16 protein-coding genes are annotated in these 20,004 nt (G+C 71.3%); 12 read left to right on the forward strand and 4 right to left on the reverse strand.

Translation table 11 applies throughout. From position 1 onward, the window contains the following. Positions 1–4: 4 nt before the first annotated feature. Positions 5–322, forward strand: coding sequence for a hypothetical protein (locus tag MB828_RS36785; RefSeq protein WP_301651963.1), 318 nt, complete (start codon positions 5–7; stop codon positions 320–322). A gap of 25 nt (positions 323–347) precedes the next feature. On the opposite strand, the gene MB828_RS36790 is transcribed toward MB828_RS36785, so the two are convergent. From MB828_RS36790 to MB828_RS36800, 3 genes are all read right to left on the reverse strand, one after another. Beyond that, positions 348–743 carry a TOBE domain-containing protein gene (locus MB828_RS36790; RefSeq protein ID WP_133024677.1) on the reverse strand — a complete coding sequence of 132 codons (396 nt, stop codon included), beginning with the start codon at positions 741–743 and terminating at the stop codon, positions 348–350. Positions 744–792: 49 nt separating this feature from the next. After that, entirely contained in the window at positions 793–1,314 is a 522-nt protein-coding gene (locus tag MB828_RS36795) for a hypothetical protein (RefSeq protein ID WP_301651964.1), read from the reverse strand. Between the two features lie 159 nt (positions 1,315–1,473). Further along, the gene (locus tag MB828_RS36800; protein ID WP_301651965.1) at positions 1,474–3,429 is read right to left on the reverse strand and encodes an APC family permease; all 1,956 of its coding nucleotides are present in this window, start codon (positions 3,427–3,429) and stop codon (positions 1,474–1,476) included. A 430-nt stretch (positions 3,430–3,859) separates the two neighbouring features. Here MB828_RS36800 and MB828_RS36805 point away from each other — a divergent pair, with 430 nt between their 5' ends. The 6 genes from MB828_RS36805 (at position 3,860) to MB828_RS36830 (ending at position 13,101) form a co-directional block, all read left to right on the forward strand. Then, the gene (locus tag MB828_RS36805; protein WP_301651966.1) at positions 3,860–6,358 is read left to right on the forward strand and encodes an ATP-binding protein; all 2,499 of its coding nucleotides are present in this window, start codon (positions 3,860–3,862) and stop codon (positions 6,356–6,358) included. Between the two features lie 118 nt (positions 6,359–6,476). Further along, positions 6,477–8,363, forward strand: a complete 1,887-nt coding sequence (locus MB828_RS36810) for an NAD-binding protein (protein ID WP_301651967.1) — start codon at positions 6,477–6,479, stop codon at positions 8,361–8,363. Positions 8,364–8,587: 224 nt separating this feature from the next. Further along, the gene (gene kdpF, locus MB828_RS36815; RefSeq protein WP_067057375.1) at positions 8,588–8,677 is read left to right on the forward strand and encodes a K(+)-transporting ATPase subunit F; all 90 of its coding nucleotides are present in this window, start codon (positions 8,588–8,590) and stop codon (positions 8,675–8,677) included. A 7-nt stretch (positions 8,678–8,684) separates the two neighbouring features. Further along, entirely contained in the window at positions 8,685–10,349 is a 1,665-nt protein-coding gene (kdpA, locus tag MB828_RS36820) for a potassium-transporting ATPase subunit KdpA (RefSeq protein ID WP_301651968.1), read from the forward strand. Further along, positions 10,346–12,463, forward strand: coding sequence for a potassium-transporting ATPase subunit KdpB (kdpB, locus tag MB828_RS36825; RefSeq protein ID WP_301651969.1), 2,118 nt, complete (start codon positions 10,346–10,348; stop codon positions 12,461–12,463). Before kdpA ends, kdpB begins: the two co-directional genes overlap by 4 nt. Before the next feature lie 5 nt (positions 12,464–12,468). Beyond that, the gene (locus tag MB828_RS36830; RefSeq protein WP_301651970.1) at positions 12,469–13,101 is read left to right on the forward strand and encodes a potassium-transporting ATPase subunit C; all 633 of its coding nucleotides are present in this window, start codon (positions 12,469–12,471) and stop codon (positions 13,099–13,101) included. Positions 13,102–13,161: 60 nt separating this feature from the next. Here the strand turns inward: MB828_RS36830 and MB828_RS36835 are convergent, their stop codons facing one another. Then, complete coding sequence (locus MB828_RS36835) at positions 13,162–13,695, reverse strand: universal stress protein (RefSeq protein ID WP_301651971.1); 534 nt, start codon at positions 13,693–13,695, stop codon at positions 13,162–13,164. Between the two features lie 345 nt (positions 13,696–14,040). On the opposite strand from MB828_RS36835, the gene MB828_RS36840 reads away from it, so the two are divergent. The 5 genes from MB828_RS36840 (at position 14,041) to MB828_RS36860 (ending at position 19,936) form a co-directional block, all read left to right on the forward strand. After that, positions 14,041–15,585: a glycoside hydrolase family 43 protein gene (locus MB828_RS36840; RefSeq protein WP_301651972.1), complete on the forward strand. Its 1,545-nt coding sequence runs from the start codon at positions 14,041–14,043 to the stop codon at positions 15,583–15,585. A gap of 139 nt (positions 15,586–15,724) precedes the next feature. Beyond that, a complete protein-coding gene (locus MB828_RS36845; protein WP_301651973.1) occupies positions 15,725–17,020 on the forward strand; it encodes an extracellular solute-binding protein in 1,296 nt (431 codons plus the stop codon). An 8-nt stretch (positions 17,021–17,028) separates the two neighbouring features. Further along, on the forward strand, positions 17,029–18,024 hold the full coding sequence (locus MB828_RS36850) for a carbohydrate ABC transporter permease (RefSeq protein WP_133024687.1): 996 nt from the start codon (positions 17,029–17,031) through the stop codon (positions 18,022–18,024). Then, on the forward strand, positions 18,021–18,854 hold the full coding sequence (locus MB828_RS36855; protein ID WP_301651974.1) for a carbohydrate ABC transporter permease: 834 nt from the start codon (positions 18,021–18,023) through the stop codon (positions 18,852–18,854). Before MB828_RS36850 ends, MB828_RS36855 begins: the two co-directional genes overlap by 4 nt. A gap of 29 nt (positions 18,855–18,883) precedes the next feature. Further along, positions 18,884–19,936 carry an endo-1,4-beta-xylanase gene (locus tag MB828_RS36860; protein ID WP_301651975.1) on the forward strand — a complete coding sequence of 351 codons (1,053 nt, stop codon included), beginning with the start codon at positions 18,884–18,886 and terminating at the stop codon, positions 19,934–19,936. The last annotated feature ends 68 nt before the right edge of the window (positions 19,937–20,004 follow it).

Here is a 20,004-nt window from a genome sequence, read left to right on the forward strand (position 1 = left end):
GCACATGACGCTCGCCGAACTCGACCTCACCGGAGATCTGGCCCGCCCCGCCCGGCTGACCGTGCCGGACCTCCTGCGCTGGCCCCAGCACCAGGTCCGGGTCAGCTTCGAGTGCGCCAGCAGCGGCGTCCAGCACCACGGCTTCACGGGCCCCCGGCTGTACGACGTCCTGGCCGTCCTGCTCGGTGTGAGCATCGACGGCACCCCGCTGGACCGGGCGGGCCCGCAACTGGTCCTGCCGCAGGACCGCTGCGGGGCCCGGCACATCAGCGGCATCAGGGAGATCCGGCTGGACGGGGGGTGGGTAGTGGGTCGGAGGTAGTGGGTCGGACGCGGCCGGGGATGGGTCAGGTGCGGTCGATGTGTACGTTCGTGGACTTCACCCGGGCCGTGGCCTCCATGCCCACCTCCAGGCCGAGTTCCTCCACGGCCTCCCGGGTCAGCAGGGAGACCAGGCGGTGCGGACCGGCCTGGATCTCGACCTGGGCGGCGACGTCGCCGAGCTTGATCGCGGTGACGATGCCGGGGAAGGCGTTGCGGACCGACGTGTAGGAGGCGTCCTCCTCGCCGGTTCCCGCCTTGGCCAGCTCCACGGAGAACGCGGCGAGATCCGCGCCGTCGATGAGCCTTCGGCCGCCCTCGTCGCGATGGGTGGCCATCCGGCCCGCGTCGGCCCAGCGGCGGGCGGTGTCCGGGCTGACGCCGAGCAGCCGTGCCGCCCGGCCGATCGTGTAGGAAGGCATGCGCTCACCATAGGGGCAGGTGGCGGGGCTCATGGACAGGGGCCGGTGGTCAGCTGAGCCCGGACACCTCCAGGACCGCGCGGGCGTTCGTGTCGTCGATCTCGTGACCGAGCCGGGCGAGCACCTCGGACCCGCGGCGCAGGGTGCCGCGTTCCAGGGAGCGGCGGATGCCGGTGTCCAGCTCGTGCCAGAGCAGGGGGTTGGCGTGCAGCACGCCGGGGTCGAGTTCCAGCCGGTTGCCCAGGGTGTCGCAGAGGACCAGATGCGCGGCGACGTCGCCGTACCGGCCGACGTGGACGAGGGAGTCGGTACGGACCGTACGGCGGCGCAGCGGACCGCGCACCGCGAGCCAGCCGGGGCCCGCCGTGACGCGGGCCGGCAGCAGCAGGCCGAGGACGGTCGCCGAGAGGGCCACCCAGAGCAGGGCTCGGGCCGGGGTGAGGCTGCCGGCGTCCCAGTCCACCCCGAGGGTGAGGGCGCCGAAGCCGAGGGCGCAGCCGACGGCCAGCCGGGCGCCGCCGCGCCAGGTGCGGTCGCCGGTCGCCCGGCCCGAGGGTCTGCTGTCCGCCATGAGGCCGACGGTAGGGGCCGGTGGGCGCGGGCGAGCGGCCGCTGACGGGGTTCTTATGCGGACTGAGCGGTTATTGACGGGATTCTTACGATACGCGTGCCCCGGCGGTCGGCGGTCGGCGGTCGGCGGTCGGCGGTCGGCGGTCGGCGGGGCCGGCGCTCAGCCCGTGTGCACGCGGGGTCGTCGGTTGCGGTCCGGTTCGGCCTCGCGCAGCACCTCGCGGGTGACCGGGGCGACCTCGCCCTGGCCGAAGAGGAAGAAGCGCAGGAAGTTGGCGAACGGGCTGCCCTCGGTCCACTCGAAGTAGATGTGCGGGATGCAGCCGGTCTCGTCGCGGACGTGGAGCAGGAGCGCGGCCAGGGCGTTGGGGATGGACGCGGACTCCAGGGTCAGCACGCGGTAGCGGCCGTGCAGGACCTCGCCGCGGACGGTCAGGCCGGCCTCGAACTCGGACGGGTCGGTCACGGTGACCTCGACGAAGACGAAGTCCTCCTGCTCGGGCATGTCGTTGTCGGCCCGGATCTGTTCGACCTTGTCGCGGTATTCGGCCTTGTCGCGGGCGTCCGGCTCGTTGGCGATGAACCGGATCCTGCGGCTGGCCATGTCCCTGATGAACCGCTCGGCCATGTCGTCGAGGGTCACGCTCGTCACCCGCAGTTCGAAGGCGCGGGCCAGCCGGGACAGCAGTGACACCAGGATGATGCCGACGATGAAGCAGGCGCCGATCTTCACACCGTCGGGGCGCTCGATGACGTTCACGACGGTCGTGTAGAGGAACACCGCCGAGATCACCGCGAAGGCGACGGTCCACTTGCGCTGTCCGGCCTTGCGGGCGGCGATGGTCACCGCGATGGCCGCGGAGCTGATCAGGACCAGGACGCCGGTGGCGTAGGCGCCGCCCTGGGCGTCCACGCTGGCGTCGAAGATCCAGGTGACCAGGAAGGCGATCAGGGTGAAGACGATGACCATGGGGCGGACGGCGCGGGCCCAGTGCGGGGCCATGCCGTAGCGGGGCAGGTAGCGGGGCATCAGGTTGAGCAGGCCGGCCATGGCGGAGGCGCCGGCGAACCACAGGATGCAGATGGTCGAGACGTCGTAGACCGTGCCGAAGGCGTTGCCGAGGTACTCGTGGGACAGGTAGGCGAGGGCGCGGCCGTTGGCGGCGCCGCCGGGCTTGAACTCGTTCTCCGGGATCAGCAGCGTGGTGATGAAGCTGGTCGCGATGAGGAAGCAGCTCATGATCAGGGCGGCGGTGGTGAGCAGCTTCCTGGCGTCCCGGATCCGGCCGGTGGGCCGCTGCTCGGTGTCGCCCGGGTCGCCCTTGACGTGCGGCATGACGGCGACGCCGGTCTCGAAGCCGGACAGGCCGAGCGCGAGTTTGGGGAAGACGATCAGGGCGACGCCGATCATGACGAAGACGTTGCCGTGTTCCGCGGTGAGGGCGCTGCTCCAGTCGGTGATGACGTGTTCGGCGGTGATGACGTGCCAGAAGCCGACGATCACGACGACGACGTTGAGGGCGAGGTAGATGCCGACCAGGGCGACCGCGACACCGATCGCTTCCAGGAAGCCCTTGAGGAAGACCGCGCCGAGCAGGGCCACCAGGAACAGCGTGATGACCATCTGATGGCCGTGCAGGGTGCTGGTCAGATGCGGGTTCTCGACCAGGTGGGTGGAGGCGTCGGCGGCCGACAGCGTGATCGTGATCAGGAAGTCGGTGGCGGCGAAGCCGAGCAGGGTGAGCACGAACAGCTTGCCCTGCCAGAAGGAGAGCAGCCGCTCCAGCATGGCGATGGAGCCCTCGCCGTGCGGGCTCTCCTCGGCGACGCGGCGGTACACCGGCAGGGCGCCGGCCAGGGTGACGATCACGAGCACGATGGTCGCGATGGGGGAGAGCAGGCCGGCCGCGAGGGCGGCGATGCCCGGCTGGTAGCCGAGGGTCGAGAAGTAGTCCACGCCGGTCAGGCACATCACCCGCCACCAGCGCTGGCCCTGGTGCGCGGGCGCGGGCTGCGCGTGAGGGCCCGTGTGACCGCCGCCCTTGCCCATGTCGGACAGCCCCTCCAGCATCCAGGCGCGCAGGCGACTGGGAGGGGGGTGCTCGGTCGTGGCCATGCGGAGGGCTCCTGGTGTCCGGCGCGGTGAGGTGCGGCGCAGTTCGATTCCGGCCATCACGCGGACGGCGGCACCAGCGTATGCAGAGAGTGACGCGTGGGCCCACGGATCGGTGGACCCAGGGCGTCAAGCTTGCGTTAAGAATGGCCTGGCGGGCGGGGTTCGCGCAGCAGGTGATGGTCCGACGGAGACCGCGCCGGGGCGTTCGGCCGTACGGGGATCGGCGGGCCGGAACCCCGCATCGGACACCGAGCGTTATCCCGTACGACGCCCGGGCCCCCGGCCGTTCGAGTACGGCCGGACCGGCCGGCCCGGACAGGCACCGCCGGCCCGACGGCCGTCAAGACGGTGTCAACATCGCCGTCGGCGGCGCCAGAGACGCGTCAAGACGGTCGTGTCCAGGACCGGTCGCGGGGTCTTCTTCGAGGTGATGAACGATGCACCACGCGGACGGCTGAAGGTCTACCTCGGGGCGGCCCCAGGGGTCGGCAAGACCTACCGCATGCTCGACGAGGCACGGCGCCGCGCGTCCCGGGGCGCGGACGTGGTCGTGGGGTTCGTGGAGTGCCACGGGCGCCCCCGGACCGAGGCCATGACCGAGGGCCTGGTGGTCACGCCGCGACTGCGCTGCGGCTACCGGGGCGGCGAGTTCGAGGAGATGGACCTCGCGGCGGTGCTGGCGCGCCGCCCGGAGGTGGCGGTCGTCGACGAGCTCGCGCACACGAACATCCCCGGTGACGGCCGGCACCCCAGGCGCCGGCAGGACGTCGAGGACCTGCTCGCGGCCGGCATCGACGTGATCACCACCGTCAACGTCCAGCACCTGGAGTCCCTCAAGGACGTCGTGGAGAAGATCACCGGGATGCCGCAGCACGAGACGGTGCCCGACGAGGTGGTCCGGCGTGCCGAGCAGATCGAGCTGGTGGACATCCCGCCGGAGGCCCTGCGCCGCCGGATGGCGCACGGCGACATCTACGCCCCCGAGAAGATCGACGCGGCCCTCGCCAACTACTTCCGTCCCGGCAACCTGACCGCCCTGCGCCAGTTGGCCCTGCTCTGGGTCGCCGACCGGGCCGACGAGGCGCTGCGGTCGTACCGCGCCGAGCACGCGATCGGCGGGGTCTGGGAGACCCGGGAGCGGGTGGTGGTCGCGCTGACCGGCGGCCCGGAGGGCGACACGCTGGTCCGACGGGCCGCTCGGATCGCCGACCGGTCGGCGGGCGGCGACCTGCTCGCCGTGCACGTGGCCCGCAGCGACGGGCTCGCGGCGGGTGTCTCGCACGCCTCGCTGGCCCGGCAGCGCCGGCTGGCCGAGGACCTCGGCGGCAGCTACCACTCCGTGGTCGGCGACGACGTGGCCACCGCGCTGGTCGAGTTCGCGCGCGCCGCGAACGCCACCCAGCTCGTCCTCGGCACCAGCCGCCGCGGCCGCCTCGAACGCTTCCTGACCGGGCCGGGCACGGGGGAGACCGTGACCGCGCTCTCCGGCGACATCGACGTCCACCGGGTCACCCACGAGCGCGAGGGGCGCGGCACCCTGCTGCCCTCCCGCCGCCGTACCCTCTCCACCCGGCGGCTCGTCGCCGGACCGGTCGCGGGGCTGGTGCTGCCGCTCCTGCTCACCGCGGCCCTCGCCCAGGTCCGCGGCACCGTCAACCTCACCAGTGAGGCCCTGCTGTTCCTGCTCGCGGTGGTGGGGGTGGCCTGCATAGGCGGGGTCACCTCCGCCGTGATCGCCTCCGTCACCGCGTCCCTGCTGCTCAACTACTGGTTCATCCCGCCCGTCGGCCAGTTCACCCTGGACGACCCCAACGCCCTGCTCGCGCTGGGGGTGTTCGCGGTCGTCGCCGCCACCGTCGCCGGGGTCGTGGACCGCTCCCTGCGGCTGTCGAGACGCGCGGCCCGGGCCACGGCCGAGGCGGAGACCATGTCGTCGCTGGCCGGCAGCATCGTGCGCGGCGGCCAGACCATCCCGGCCCTGCTGGAACGCACCCGGGAGACCTTCGGGGCGGACTCCGCCGAACTGGTCGACACCCCGCCCGACGGTGCCGATGCCACCGTCGTGCCGGCCGGCCCGGGCAACCACCTGGTGCTGCGCGGCCGTACCCCCTCCGCCTCCGAACGACGGGTCCTCGCCGCGTTCGCCGCGCACGTCGGCTCGGCCGTGGAGCGCGCCCGGCTGGCCCAGGCCGCCGCCGAGGTCGAACCGGTCCGCGCCGCCGACCGGATGCGCACGGCGCTGCTCCGGGCCGTCGGCCACGACCTGCGCACCCCGCTCGCGGCCGGCTGGGCGGCGGTCACCTCGCTGCGCAGCCACGAGGTGGAGTTCACCGCCGAGGACCGTGACGAACTCCTCGCCACCGCCGACGAGTCCATGGCCCGGCTGAGCCGCCTGGTCGACAACCTCCTCGACCTCAGCCGGCTGGAAGCCGGTGCCCTCACCCTCAACCTGCGGGCGACGGCGTTGGAGGAGGTGCTGCCGGCGGCCCTGGCGGACACCCCGGCGGTGGACGTGCACGGTGCCGTGGAACACCTGCCCCCGCTGCTGGCCGACCCGCCGCTGCTGGAGCGCGTGATCGCCAACCTGGTCGGCAACGCGGCCCGGCACAGCCCGCCCGGCGCCCGGGTGTCGGTGACGGCGAGCGCGCTGGCCGGCCGCGCGGAGCTGAGGGTCATCGACCGCGGTCCGGGGCTTCCGGCGGACGGCCGCGACCGCCTCTTCGAGCCCTTCCAGCGGCTCGGCGACACGGACAACACCACCGGTCTCGGCCTCGGGCTCGCGCTCGCCCGCGGCCTCACCGAGGCGATGGACGGCACCCTGACCCCCGAGGACACCCCGGGCGGCGGTCTGACCATGGTCGTCTCGCTGCCCCTGGCCGACCTGCCCCCTGCCCTGCGGGCGCCGGAGCGCGTGGGCGGAGCGTCATGAACCCGAGGGCCCGGGGCGGGCGGCGGGGGACCTTGTTGACATGTTCTTGACGCACATTTGAACGCCCGGGAGGGGCCCGGCAGGAACCGGTGTCCGGACCGGTGCCGTTCTGGCTGATGTGACGTCAACCCTCCCCGTACCAGCGGCCTCCGGAGAGCGCACCGGGCACATGGTGATCTGCGGCGACGACGGGCTCGCCCACCGGCTGGCCGTCGAACTCGACGCCGTGTGCGGGGAGGTCGTCACCGTCGTCATGCCGTCCGCCGCCGACGTGCACGGAGCCCAGGTCGCCGCCCTGCACCGCGACCCGGACTCCGCCGTCCGGCTCCACGTCGCCGCCCGCCCCGACGAGGCCACCCTCCGCGCGGCCGGCGTCGAACGGGCCGCCGCGCTCGCCCTCACCTACCGCGACGACCAGGTCAACGTGACCGCCGCCCTGCTCGCCCGCGCCGTCAACCCCTCCGTACGGCTGGTCGTGCGGATGTTCAACCGCGAGCGCGGCAGCCATCTGGAACGGCTCCTGGACCGGGCGGCGGGCCTGTGCGACGCCCCTGCCGCGGACACCTCCACCACCGTGCTCTCCGACGCCGACACCGCGGTACCGGAGCTCGTCGCGGCCGCCGCCGTCGGCCACGGCCACACCCTCCAGGTCGACGGCAGGGTGTTCCGCGGGGTGGTACGCCCGGCGGGCACCCCGCAGCACGCCACCGACCTCGCCACCCTCGCCGTGCTCTCCGGCGCCCACGAGGACGACCCGGCCAGCCAGGACAGCCCCGAGACGGCCGGCGAGGACGGCACCCAGCTGCTGCCGGACGACCGGACGGCGTACCACCGGCAGTTCACCCACGGCCGGCTGATGCTGGAGGAGGTCGTCCAGCACCACACGGCCGAACCGGCCCGCCGCACCCGGCACTTCAGACCGGTGCGCTGGGTACGGGCGCGGCTGGCCCACCTGCCGTGGCGGGTCTTCCTCTCCCGCCAGCTCGCCGCCGTCTACGGCTCGCTGGCGGCCGTGGTGGGCGCGCTGGCCACCGCCACCGCGCTCTTCGCCGACGAGCACCCCTGGTGGAAGAACTTCTACCTGCCCCTCCTGGACATCTTCACCATGGGCGACCCGGCCACCGAGGAGTCACCCGCCCGCCGGATACTCCAGCTCGTCGCCGGCTTCGTCGGACTCGCCGTGCTGCCCCTCGTCGTCGCCGCGACCATGAACGCCACCGACGCCTTCCGGACCGCCTCCGCGAACCACCCGCCCGGGGAGGACGTCAGCGGCCACATCGTCCTGGTGGGCCTGGGCATGGTCGGCACCCGCGCACTGGACCGGCTGCGCACCACCGGGCACCGGGTCGTGGCCATCGAGCGCGATCCCCGCGCCCGGGGCGTCGCCCTGGCCCGCGCACTCGGCGTCCCGCTGATCCTGGAGGACGCGACCGCCCCCGGCGTACTCGAACTCGCCCGGGTCCGGCAGTGCCGCTCCCTGCTCGTCCTCACCCGCGATGACGGTCAGAACCTCGACATCCTCATGGCCGTCAGGGAGTACCACCCCGGCGTCCGGGTGGTGGCCCGGCTCTACGACGACGACTTCGCCGCGACCGTCCAGCGCACCCTGCGGGCCTCTTACCCGGACGCGCTGACCCGTAGCAGGAGCGTGTCCGCCCTGGCCGCGCCCTCCTTCGCCGCCGCCATGATGGGACGCCATGTGCTGGGCGTGATGCCGGTGGAGCGCGGGTCGCTGCTCTTCACGTGCGTGGACGTGGCCGGGCATCCGGAGCTGGAGGGACGGTCCGTGCACCAGGCGTTCCGGCGGCGCGAGTGGCGGGTGCTGGCCGTGGGACCGGTCGGCGGGGGCACCGGGGACTCCGGGACACCGCGTGTACCGGACCTGGACGCCTTCGACTGGCGACCGGCGCAGGGGCGGGTGCTGGCGGCCGGGGACCGCGTGGTGATGGCGACCACCCGGCGGGGGCTGGACGTACTGATGACAGGAGTCGCGGGGAGGGGCTGACCAGGGACTCGTCCCACCGTAAGAGTCCCGTCAAAGGGGTGTCCGCGCCCGTAAGGGAGACGTCAACGCCGGTCGGATCCGGCCACGCAGGCGGTTTGCTCTAACCGTCCACCTCCCTTTCGCACCTCACTCCAGGAGCTCACGATGGCCGATCTGGCCTTCGTCGTCACCGTCCTCGCGGCCTTCGCGCTGGTGGCCCTCGTCGCCAAGGGGGTGACGAAGCTGTGACCGTCGAGAACATCGTCGGCCTCGTCGTGGCGGTCGCCCTGCTGGGCTACCTCGTCCTCGCCCTGATCTTCCCGGAGAGGTTCTGAGACAGCCATGGGTCCCGTACTCGCAGGCGTGCTCCAGCTGCTCGCCCTCGTAGGAGCGCTGGCGCTCGCCTACATCCCCCTCGGCAACCACATGGCCAAGGTCTACTCCGCCGACCGGCACTGGCGGGTCGAGAGGTGGATCTACCGGGGCGTCGGCGCCGACCCCGACACCGAGATGCGCTGGCCCGCCTATCTCCGTGCGGTCCTCGCCTTCTCGCTCATCGGTGTGCTCTTCCTCTACCTGCTCCAGCGGCTCCAGGGCGTTCTGCCCGGCTCGCTCGGCTTCTCCTCGGTGAACCCGGCGCAGTCGTTCAACACGGCGGTCTCGTTCGTGACCAACACGAACTGGCAGTCGTACTACGGCGAGCAGACCATGGGGCACGTCGTGCAGACCGCCGGTCTGGCCGTGCAGAACTTCGTGTCCGCGGCCGTCGGCATGGCGGTGGCGGTGGCCCTGGTGCGCGGGTTCGCGCGCTCGCGCACCGGTGAGATCGGCAACTTCTGGGCCGACCTGGTGCGGGGCACCGTGCGCATCCTGGTGCCGATCGCCGCCGTCGCGGCGCTGGTCCTGGTGGCGTGCGGGGCGATCCAGAACTTCTCCGGCATCCACGAGGTCGGCCAGTTCATGGGCGGCTCGCAGCAGTGGAACGGCGGCGCGGTCGCCTCCCAGGAGGCCATCAAGGAACTCGGCACCAACGGCGGTGGGTACTTCAACGCCAACTCCGCGCACCCCTTCGAGAACCCGACGCCCTTCACCAACCTCTTCGAGATCTTCCTGATTCTGCTGATCCCGTTCGCGCTGACCCGGACCTTCGGTGTCATGGTCGGCTCGGTGAAGCAGGGCTACGCGATCCTCGCGACGATGTTCACCATCTGGGTGGGTTTCGTCGCCCTGATGATGTGGACCGAGTTCGCCCACCACGGCCCGGCGCTCCAGCTCGCGGGCGGTGCGATGGAGGGCAAGGAGGTCCGCTTCGGCGTCGGCGGTTCGTCGATCTTCGCGGTGTCGACCACCCTCACCTCCACGGGCGCGGTGGACTCCTTCCACTCGTCCTTCACCGGACTGGGCGGCGGGATCACCCTGCTGAGCATGATGCTGGGCGAGATCGCGCCCGGCGGCACCGGCTCCGGCCTCTACGGCATCCTCATCATGGCGGTCATCGCGGTGTTCATCGCCGGTCTGATGGTCGGCCGTACGCCCGAGTACCTGGGCAAGAAGATCGGCCCGCGGGAGATCAAGCTGTCGGCGGTCTACATCCTGATCACCCCGGCGCTCGCGCTCGTCCTCGCCGCCGCCTCCATGGCCCTGCCGACCCCGCCGCACTCCATGCTCAACTCCGGGGCGCACGGCTTCTCCGAGATGCTGTACGCCTTCACCTCGGCGGCCAACAACAACGGCTCGGCCTTCGCCGGTCTCAACGCGAACACCGACTGGTTCAACACCATGACCGGACTCGCGATGCTGCTGGGCCGTTTCCTGCCGATGGTGTTCGTGCTGGCGCTGGCCGGCTCGCTCGCCGAGCAGCGGCCCGTGCCGGCCACGGCGGGCACCCTGCGCACCGAGAAGCCGCTGTTCACCGGCCTGCTCGTCGGCGCGATCCTGATCATCACCGGTCTGACCTACTTCCCGGCCCTGGCGCTGGGTCCGCTGGCCGAGGGGCTGGCGTCATGACCACCCGAACGGAAGCCCACGAGGACACGATGTCCACTCCCACCCTTGCGCCCCACCAGGACGCGCCGACCGGACACACGCCGGCCGACGGCCGCGTCGGCGCGGGCCTCTTCGACCCCAAGCAGCTCGTCAGGTCGCTCCCCGAGGCCTGCCGCAAGCTCGACCCGCGCGTGATGGTCAAGTCGCCCGTGATGTTCGTGGTGTGGATCGGCTCGGTCCTGACCACGGTCTTCTCCTTCAAGGACCCGGGCGACTGGTTCGGCTGGACCATCAGCGCCTGGCTGTGGCTGACCGTGGTCTTCGCGAACCTCGCGGAGGCCGTCGCCGAGGGCCGTGGCAAGGCCCAGGCCGACACCCTGCGCAAGGCCAAGACCGACACCGTGGCCCGCAAGGCCGACGGGACCGTGGTCGCGGGCACCGAGCTGAGGATCGGTGACCTGGTCGTCTGCGAGGCCGGTGACGTCATACCCGGTGACGGTGACGTGGTCGAGGGCGTCGCCTCGGTCGACGAGTCGGCGATCACCGGTGAGTCGGCCCCGGTCATCCGGGAGTCCGGCGGCGACCGCAGCGCCGTGACCGGCGGGACGAAGGTGCTGTCCGACCGGATCGTCATCAAGATCACAACGAAGCCGGGCGAGACCTTCATCGACCGGATGATCGGTCTCGTCGAGGGCGCGGCCCGGCAGAAGACGCCGAACGAGATCGCGCTGAACATCCTGCTCGCCTCGCTGACCATCGTCTTCCTGCTGGCCTGCGCCACGCTGCCGCCGTTCGCGGACTACGCGGGCACACACCTGACGATGGTCGTGCTGGTCGCCCTGCTGGTGTGCCTGATCCCGACCACCATCGGCGCGCTGCTGTCGGCGATCGGCATCGCGGGAATGGACCGGCTGGTGCAGCGCAACGTCCTCGCCATGTCGGGGCGCGCGGTCGAGGCCGCCGGTGACGTCTCCACGCTGCTGCTGGACAAGACCGGCACCATCACCCTCGGCAACCGCCAGGCCGCCGAGTTCGTGCCGGTGCGCGGGGTCACCGAGGCCGAGGTGGCCGACGCGGCCCAGCTGTCGTCGCTGGCCGACGAGACCCCCGAGGGCCGCTCGGTCGTCGTCCTGGCGAAGGAGAGGTACGGGCTGCGCGAGCGGCACCAGGGGGAGCTGGCGCACGCGGAGTGGATCGCCTTCACCGCCCAGACCCGGATGTCGGGCGTGGACGTCGACGGCCGCAGGATCCGCAAGGGCGCGGCCGGTTCGGTCATCGCCTGGGTCCGGGAACAGGGCGGTACCGTCGCCGAGGACGCGGACACCCTCGCGGCGGCCGTCTCGCAGGCCGGCGGGACACCGCTGCTCGTCGCGGTCGAGGACGCCGGGGGCGCCCGGATCCTGGGCCTCGTCCACCTCAAGGACGTCGTCAAGGAAGGCATGCGGGAGCGGTTCGAGGAACTACGCCGGATGGGCATCAGGACGGTCATGATCACGGGTGACAACCCGCTGACCGCCAAGGCCATCGCCGAGGAGGCGGGTGTCGACGACTTCCTCGCCGAGGCCACCCCCGAGGACAAGATGGCCCTCATCAAGCGGGAGCAGGCGGGCGGCAAGCTGGTCGCGATGACCGGCGACGGCACCAACGACGCGCCGGCCCTCGCCCAGGCCGACGTCGGCGTCGCGATGAACACGGGTACGTCGGCCGCCAAGGAGGCCGGCAACATGGTCGACCTCGACTCCAACCCGACCAAGCTCATCGAGATCGTCGAGATCGGCAAGCAACTCCTGATCACCCGGGGCGCGTTGACGACGTTCTCCATCGCCAACGACGTCGCGAAGTACTTCGCGATCATCCCGGCGCTGTTCGCGGCCGTCTACCCGGGCCTGGACAAGCTCAACATCATGGGCCTGTCCTCGCCGGACTCCGCGATCCTGTCGGCCGTCATCTTCAACGCGCTGATCATCGTCGCGCTGGTGCCGCTGTCCCTGAAGGGGGTGCAGTACCGGCCGGTGAGCGCCGACCGGATGCTGCGCCGGAACCTGACGGTCTACGGCATCGGCGGCCTGATCGCCCCGTTCATCGGGATCAAGATCATCGACCTGCTCCTCTCCCTCATCCCCGGAATCGGTTGACGGCCATGAACAACTCCGTTACGAACACTGCCCGGTTGTTGGGCGCGGCGCTGCGGGCGCTGCTCGTGCTGACCCTGGTGACGGGCGTCGGCTACCCGTTGGTCGTCACCGGCATCGCCCAGGCCGCGTTCCACGGCAAGGCGAACGGCTCCGAGATCAAGGCGGACGGCAAGGTCGTCGGCTCGTCCCTGATCGGCCAACAGGGCTACAGCCTCGACTACTTCCAGTCGCGTCCGGCGAACGGCCTCGGCACCAACTCGGTCAACACCCAGTACAAGCTGATCCTTTCAGGTGCGACCAACCTCGCCGCCGACAACAAGAAGCTCATCGCGTCGGTCGAGGAGGCCAAGGCCAAGGTCGTCAAGGACAACTCCACGGCCGGCTACAAGGTGCTGCCTTCCCAGGTGCCCGCCGACGCCGTCACCTCCTCGGGCTCCGGCCTGGACCCGGACATCTCCCCGGCGTACGCGGAACTCCAGGCGCACCGGGTGGCCGAGCGCAACCACCTGCCGGTCACCACGGTGGAGAAGCTGGTGAAGAACCACACGGACGGCCGCACCCTCGGCTTCATCGGCGAGCCCCGGGTGAACGTCCTCCAACTCAACACCGCCCTCAGGCAACTGGTCGAGGGCCGCTGACGGACCGACGACGAGGGCGGCCGGACCGGCCGCCCTCGTCGTCGCGCGGGACAAGGCCGCCTACGACAACTGCTTCGAGTCCAGCGGCAGATGCCAGCTGTTGCGACGGTGGGCGGCCGCCAGCACACCCTCCAGCGGGGAGGGCGGCACGGCCAGCACGCAGCAGCGCGCGTGACGGACGCAGTAGCCGGCCACCCGGCCCGAGAAAACCCGGTGCCAGCCGCGCCGGCCGGTGCCGACGACCAGTACGTCGTCGTCCCGGACCGCGAGCTCGACCAGCGCCCGGCCCGGGTTCCCGCGTACGACGAGGCCGTGCACCGGTACGCCGGGCCCGGCGTCGCCGAAGACCTCCGCCAGTACCTCGCACAGCCGTTGCCGGGCCAGCCGCTCCCACTCGTCCACGAGCAGGAACGTGGCAGCCGAGCGCCGCGCGGCGAGTTCACCGCCCGGCGGCTCCCAGGCCAGCACCGGCCACAGCGCGGCACCGCGCCGCCGGGCCTCCGCCGCCGCCCGGCACAGGGCCGTGACGCTGCCCAGCGAACCGCTCACGCCCACCATCACCCGACCAGGCCCGCAGGCGTCGTCACCCGACATGGGCTCCACCGTTCGTCCGTCGCTGTCTCCGGGGCCTTCCCCCAGAGGAGTTCGAGTACCCCGACCGGTGTCCATCACACGTCCCGTGACGCGGCGTGACCAGGCGTGGAGGGCTTCCTGACACGCCCCTGACGGTCACCGTGACCGCCGCTGCCGTGGCGGGTACGGGCCCCCCTCTTCCTCCGCTACGGCACCGCCCGGCGTCCACGTCGTCACGGTCGACCCCCCAGTGGTCGGCGCCGTGACCGGACTTCTTGTCGGGTCCGGAGCGCCCTTCTACAGTGCGCCTCGTAAAGTTCGCCGATCTCGCCGAAACTTTCGGCGGTCCGGGAGGGGCGCAGGCGCATGCGGACGTACGACAACCCGGTCATCCCCGGCTTCCACCCCGACCCGAGCGTGTGCCGGGTCGGGGAGGACTTCTACCTCGTCTGTTCCAGCTTCGAGTACGTCCCAGGCGTCCCGCTCTTCCACAGCCGGGACCTGGTGCACTGGCGGCAGCTCGGCAACGTCCTGGACCGGCCGCTGCCCGACGGCACGCCGGCCTCCGCCGGGGTGTACGCGCCGACCATCCGGCACCACGACGGGCTCTTCCACGTCATCACCACCGACGTCGGCGGTCGCGGCACCTTCCTCGTCACCGCCGAGCGCCCCGAAGGTCCCTGGTCCGACCCGGTGTGGGTGGACGTCCCCGGCATCGACCCCGACCTCGCCTGGGACGAGAACGGCGACTGCTGGTGCGCGGTGGCCGGGGTGGCGGTGGCCCGGATCGACACCCGGACCGGGAAGGTGCTCGAAGGGCCGCTGCCGACGTGGTCGGGGACCGGGCTGTGCGACCCCGAGGCACCGCACCTCCACCGGATCGGCGAGTGGTGGTACCTGCTGGTCGCCGAGGGCGGCACGGCGCTCGGGCACGGGGTGTCCGTGGCCCGCGCCCGCTCGCCGCGCGGACCCTGGGAACCGGCGCCCGGCAATCCGCTCCTCTCCCACCGGGGCACCTCGGAACCGGTCCAGTGCACCGGCCACGCCGACCTCGTCCAGGCCGTCGACGGCAACTGGTGGGCGGTGCTGCTCGGCACCCGGCCGCGCGGCTGGTTCCCCGAGTTCCACGTGCTCGGCCGGGAGACCTTCCTGGCCCTGGTGGAGTGGGCGGACGGCTGGCCGCGGATGGGACGGGTGCGCGAGCGCGAGACGGCTCCGGCCGCCTGGCACCCGGTCGAACAGCCGCTGGCCCGCGACGACTTCACCGCTCCCGGGCTCGCGCCGCACTGGATCTCCCCGCGCGCCCGGCCCGCCGGTTCCTGGTCGCTGACCGAACGGCCGGGATGGCTGACGCTCACCGCCACCGGGGACAGCCTGGACCGCCCCGGACACACCTTCGTCGGCCGGCGCCAGCAGCACTTCGACTGCCGTGCCGCCGCGCTGCTCGACCCGGGCGCGAGCGCGGGACGCGCCGGCCTCTCGGTGCGCGTCGACGAGGCCCACCACTACGACCTGGAGGTGAGCGGGGGAGTGGCGAGCGTCGTCGCGCGGATCGGGCCGCTCCGGCAGCGGCTCGCCGAACACCCCGTACCGCCCGGGCCGTTGACGCTCGTCGTGGAGACGCGCACGGACCGGGTGCCGCCGCCCACCGGCGTCGCGCCCGGCGAGCGGGTGCCGCCCGGTGCCCGCCGCGCCGGACCGGACGCCGTGCTTCTCGCCGTCGAGACCCCCGAAGGTTCGGTCCGGCTGGCCGAACTGGACGGGCGGTACCTGTCCACACAGGTGGCGGGTGGCTTCACCGGCCGGGTCGTCGGCATGTACGTCACCGAGGGCCGGGCGGCCTTCGACTGGTTCGAGTACTTGCCATCAGCTGCTGCGCGACACCTTGACGCTCCTGATCCGCCTTTCTAGAGTCGCCGTTCGGAACGTTCGGTGAAAACACCGAATGTTTCGAAGCCCCGCAGGGCGGAGGCGGACCCGCAAGTTTCGAAGTTCCGAGAACCATCGAACCAGGACGGCGTCGGTCGTCCCGTAACCCGAGGAGCGCATCATGGGCGACCCGGCACTGTCCCGTCGCGGTTTCCTGGCGGCCACCGCGGCCGCCGGTCTGGGCATGACCGCCCTCAGCGGCTGCGGTTCGGGCGACGGCGGCTCCTCGTCGTCGGGGAAGGCCACGGTCGAGTGGTGGAACATCTCCACCACCCAGCCGACCAAGAACGTCTGGGCGGGCCTGGCCAGGAAGTTCGAGGCCCAGAACCCGCACGTGAAGCTGAAGATCGTGCAGTTGGAGAACGACGCCTACAAATCCAAGATGACGGCGCTCATAGCCTCCGGCAAACTCCCGGACATCTTCCACACCTGGGGCGGCGGGGTCCTCAAGCAGCAGGTCGACGCCGGCCTCGTCGAGGACCTCACCGACGGCACCAAGCCCTGGGCGGAGGGCATGCTGTCGGTCGCCAAGCAGCCGTACCTCATCGACCAGAAGCTGTACGGCATTCCGTTCGACATCGGCATGATCGGCTTCTGGTACAACAAGGCGCACTTCAAGAAGGCGGGGATCAGCGAACCTCCCACCACATGGAGCGGATTCCTCGACGCCGTGCGGAAGCTGAAGGCCGCCGGCATCACTCCGCTCGCCCTCGCGGGCAAGGAGAGCTGGACGGGTATGTACTACTGGGCGTACCTGGCGATGCGCACGGCCGGCCTCGACGCCCTCCAGAAGGCCGACGAGGACAAGGACTTCACCGGCACCGGGTTCGTCCAGGCCGGCCAGCACCTGAAGGAACTCGTCGAACTCCAGCCGTTCCAGAAGGGCTTCCTCGGCGCCGCCTACTCCGCGCCCACCGGCCAGGCGGCCGCCGTCGGCAACGGCAAGGCGGCCATGGAGCTGATGGGCCAGTGGGCCCCCGTGGTGGAGGCGGACGCGGGCAAGGGCCTCGGCTCGGACCTCGGCTTCTTCCCCTTCCCCGCCGTCGACGGCGGCAAGGGCGCCATCACCGAGGTCTTCGGTGGTGGCGGCGGGCATGCCCTGCGCAAGGGTGCCCCGAAGGAAGCCGTCGACTTCCTGAAGTTCTTCGCCTCCGAGACCACCGACCTGGTGCTCGTCGAGAAGACCAACACGCTCCCCGTGGTCCCCGGCGCGGAGAAGGCGCTGAGCGACCCCAACACCAAGGCCGTACAGGCGCAGTTGAAGGGTGCCACCGGATTCCAGCTCTACCTCGACCAGGCGTACGCGCCCGCCGTCGGCCAGCAGATCAACGACAGCGTGGCCGGGCTGATCGCCGGCTCCAAGTCGCCGGAACAGGTGACGCAGGAGATCACCAAGACCGCGAAGGAAGAGCAGTAGGCCGCCCGATGACCTCGACCTACCTGCCCGGCACCCGGTCGGGACCGGACTCCGTGTCCCAGCCGCGTCCGGCCCCCGACCGGGCGCGGTCCCGGCGCCGGCTGCTGCACTGGCTCACCGCGATGGGCTTCCAGCTGCCCGCCCTCGCGCTGTTCGGCGTCCTCGTCCTGCTGCCGATCCTGTTCGCGCTCTACGCCTCGTTCTTCCGCTGGGGCGGCTTCGGCATGCCCTCCGACTACACCGGCACCGACAACTTCACCCGCCTCTTCCAGGACGACGTCTTCCTCGGCGACCTCTGGCGCTGTCTGGTCCTGGTCGTGTTCTCGCTGGCCCTGCAACTGCCGTTCGCACTGGCCATGGCGGTCCTGCTCAACCAGCGGATCCGCGGCCGGGCCGTCTACCGGATGCTGTTCTTCGCGCCGTACGTGCTCTCCGAGGCGATCACCGGCGTGTTGTTCGGCATGATCTTCGCCCCGGGCGACGGCCTCGCCGACCACCTCCTGAGCGACATCGGCCTCGGCGCGCTCGGCGGTAAGTGGTTCTCCGACCCCTCCACCGTCATGGCCACCCTCTTCCTGGTCATGACCTGGAAGTACTTCGGCTTCCACATGATGCTCTACCTGGCCGGACTCCAGTCCATCCCGGCCGAGTTGACGGAGGCCGCGACCGTCGACGGCGCCTCGCCCTGGCAGCGCTTCCGGCACGTCACCCTGCCACTGCTCGCGCCCACCCTGCGGATCAGCGTCTTCCTGTCGGTGATCGGCTCCATCCAGCTCTTCGACCTGGTGTGGGTGGTCACCGCGGGCGGCCCCGACCACCACTCGGAGACCATGGCCGTGACCATGTTCCAGTACGGCTTCAAGCGCTACCAGGTCGGGTACGCCAGCGCGATCAGCGTCGCCATGTTCGCGGTGAGCCTCGTTTTCGCCCTGGCCTACCAGCGGTTCGTGCTCCGCCGTGACCTGGAGGGCGCCACCACGAACATGCGGGGGGACGGCGCATGAACGACAACCGCAAGACCGTACGGACACTTCCGCTGCACCTGGTCCTCGTCGTGGTCGGCGCCCTGATGGTCGTACCCCTGCTGTACGCCCTGCTGTCCGGGTTCAAGACGACGAGTGAGCTGTCCCGTAACCCGGTCGGGCTGCCCGAGTCCTGGGTCACCTCCAACTACACCGGCATCCTCGGCTCCGGCGCGTTCTGGCGGCTGCTCGGCAACAGCACGCTGATCGCGATCGCCACCACCGTGCTCGTGGTCGCGGTGTCGGCGCTGGCCGCCTTCTCCTTCGCGCGGTTCGCGTTCCGCGGGCGGGAGGTTCTGTTCACCGTGTTCACGATGGGCCTGATGTTCCCGTTCGCGGTGGCCGCGCTGCCCCTCTTCCTGCTGCTGCGCTCGATGAACCTGCTGGACAACCCGCTCGGGGTGATCCTGCCGCAGGCCGCGTTCGGGCTGCCGATGACCATCATCATCCTGCGCGGCTTCTTCCGCGAGATCCCGGGGGAACTGGAGGAGGCGGCCACCCTCGACGGCTGCGGGCCGTTCGGCTTCTTCTGGCGGATCCTGCTGCCCATGGCCCGGCCGGCGCTCGGCACGGTCTCCGTGCTCGCCGTCGTCACCAGCTGGAACAACTTCTTCCTGCCGCTGCTGGTCTTCACCGACTCCACCTGGTGGACCATCCCCATCGGCGTGCAGCAGTTCCAGGGCCAGTACGCCTCCGACACCGCCCGGGTCTTCGCGTACCTGGTACTCGCCATGGTTCCCGCCCTGGCCTTCTACTCGGTCGCCGAACGCCAGCTGGTCGGCGGCCTCACCGCAGGCGCCACCAAAGGCTGAACACCCCTTCCACGAACAGGAGTCGCACGATGGCACGCACCCGTCTCAGACTCGCCGGCGCCCTCGCGGCCGTGCTCGTGGCGGCCGGAGTCGCCACCGGCCCCGCCGCCCAGGCCCACGACCGGCAACCCACCCTCGCCGCACTGGCCGAGCGGCACGGCCGCTACTTCGGCAGCGCCACCGACAACCCCGAACTCACCGACAGCGCCTACACGAAGCTGCTCGGCACCGAGTTCGACATGATCACGCCCGGCAACGGCATGAAGTGGTACGCCACCGAGCCCCAGCAGGGCGTCTTCGACTGGACCGCAGGCGACCAGATCGTGGACCTCGCCCGGAAGAACCACCAGCGGGTCCGCGCCCACACCCTGGTCTGGCACAGCCAGCTCCCCGACTGGCTCACCTCCCGCACCTGGACGGCCCCCGAACTGCGCGCGGTTCTCAAGAACCACATCCAGACCGAGGTCCGGCAGTACCGGGGCCGCGTCTACTCCTGGGACGTCGTCAACGAGGCGTTCAACGAGGACGGCAGCTACCGCGAGACCATCTGGTACAAGACGCTCGGCCCCGGCTACATCGCCGACGCGCTGCGCTGGGCGCACCAGGCCGACCCGCACGCCAAGCTGTACCTCAACGACTACAACATCGAGGCCACCGGAGCGAAGAGCGACGCCTACTACGCGCTCGCCCGGCAGCTGAGGGCCGAGCACGTACCGCTGGACGGCATCGGCCTCCAGGCCCATCTCGCCCTCCAGTACGGCTATCCCGCGACCCTGGAGGAGAACCTCCGCCGCTTCTCCCGCCTCGGCCTGGACACCGCGCTCACCGAGGTGGACATCCGGATGCAACTGCCCGCGACGGACGGGAAACTGGCCGAGCAGGCGACCTGGTACGCGGATCTCACCAGGGCGTGCCTCGCGGTACGGCGGTGCGTGGGCATCACCATCTGGGACTGGACGGACAAGTACTCGTGGATCCCGGCGTTCTTCCCGGGCGAGGGCGCGGCCCTGCCCTGGGACGAGCAACTCGCTCCCAAACCGGCCTACTTCGCGCTGCGCACAGCCCTCGGCTACAAGGGGTGACGAACCCCGGACGCACGTCGGGGCCGGTGCGCACCAGGTGTGCGTCCGGCCCCTTGATTGTCACCGGG

This window comes from Streptomyces arenae (genome assembly GCF_022343545.1).
Lineage (GTDB): Bacteria > Actinomycetota > Actinomycetes > Streptomycetales > Streptomycetaceae > Streptomyces > Streptomyces humi.

Excerpts from the sequence above, each read along its gene's own strand:
- MB828_RS36800 (WP_301651965.1), bottom strand. The coding sequence starts at position 3,429 with ATGGCCACGACCGAGCACCCCCCTCCCAGTCGCCTGCGCGCCTGGATG.
- kdpA (WP_301651968.1), top strand. The coding sequence starts at position 8,685 with ATGGGTCCCGTACTCGCAGGCGTGCTCCAGCTGCTCGCCCTCGTAGGA.
- kdpB (WP_301651969.1), top strand. The coding sequence starts at position 10,346 with ATGACCACCCGAACGGAAGCCCACGAGGACACGATGTCCACTCCCACC.
- MB828_RS36855 (WP_301651974.1), top strand. The coding sequence starts at position 18,021 with ATGAACGACAACCGCAAGACCGTACGGACACTTCCGCTGCACCTGGTC.
- MB828_RS36850 (WP_133024687.1), top strand. The coding sequence starts at position 17,029 with ATGACCTCGACCTACCTGCCCGGCACCCGGTCGGGACCGGACTCCGTG.
- MB828_RS36860 (WP_301651975.1), top strand. The coding sequence starts at position 18,884 with ATGGCACGCACCCGTCTCAGACTCGCCGGCGCCCTCGCGGCCGTGCTC.
- MB828_RS36835 (WP_301651971.1), bottom strand. The coding sequence starts at position 13,695 with ATGTCGGGTGACGACGCCTGCGGGCCTGGTCGGGTGATGGTGGGCGTG.
- MB828_RS36805 (WP_301651966.1), top strand. The coding sequence starts at position 3,860 with ATGAACGATGCACCACGCGGACGGCTGAAGGTCTACCTCGGGGCGGCC.
- MB828_RS36790 (WP_133024677.1), bottom strand. The coding sequence starts at position 743 with ATGCCTTCCTACACGATCGGCCGGGCGGCACGGCTGCTCGGCGTCAGC.
- MB828_RS36840 (WP_301651972.1), top strand. The coding sequence starts at position 14,041 with ATGCGGACGTACGACAACCCGGTCATCCCCGGCTTCCACCCCGACCCG.
- MB828_RS36795 (WP_301651964.1), bottom strand. The coding sequence starts at position 1,314 with ATGGCGGACAGCAGACCCTCGGGCCGGGCGACCGGCGACCGCACCTGG.
- MB828_RS36845 (WP_301651973.1), top strand. The coding sequence starts at position 15,725 with ATGGGCGACCCGGCACTGTCCCGTCGCGGTTTCCTGGCGGCCACCGCG.
- MB828_RS36785 (WP_301651963.1), top strand. The coding sequence starts at position 5 with ATGACGCTCGCCGAACTCGACCTCACCGGAGATCTGGCCCGCCCCGCC.
- MB828_RS36830 (WP_301651970.1), top strand. The coding sequence starts at position 12,469 with ATGAACAACTCCGTTACGAACACTGCCCGGTTGTTGGGCGCGGCGCTG.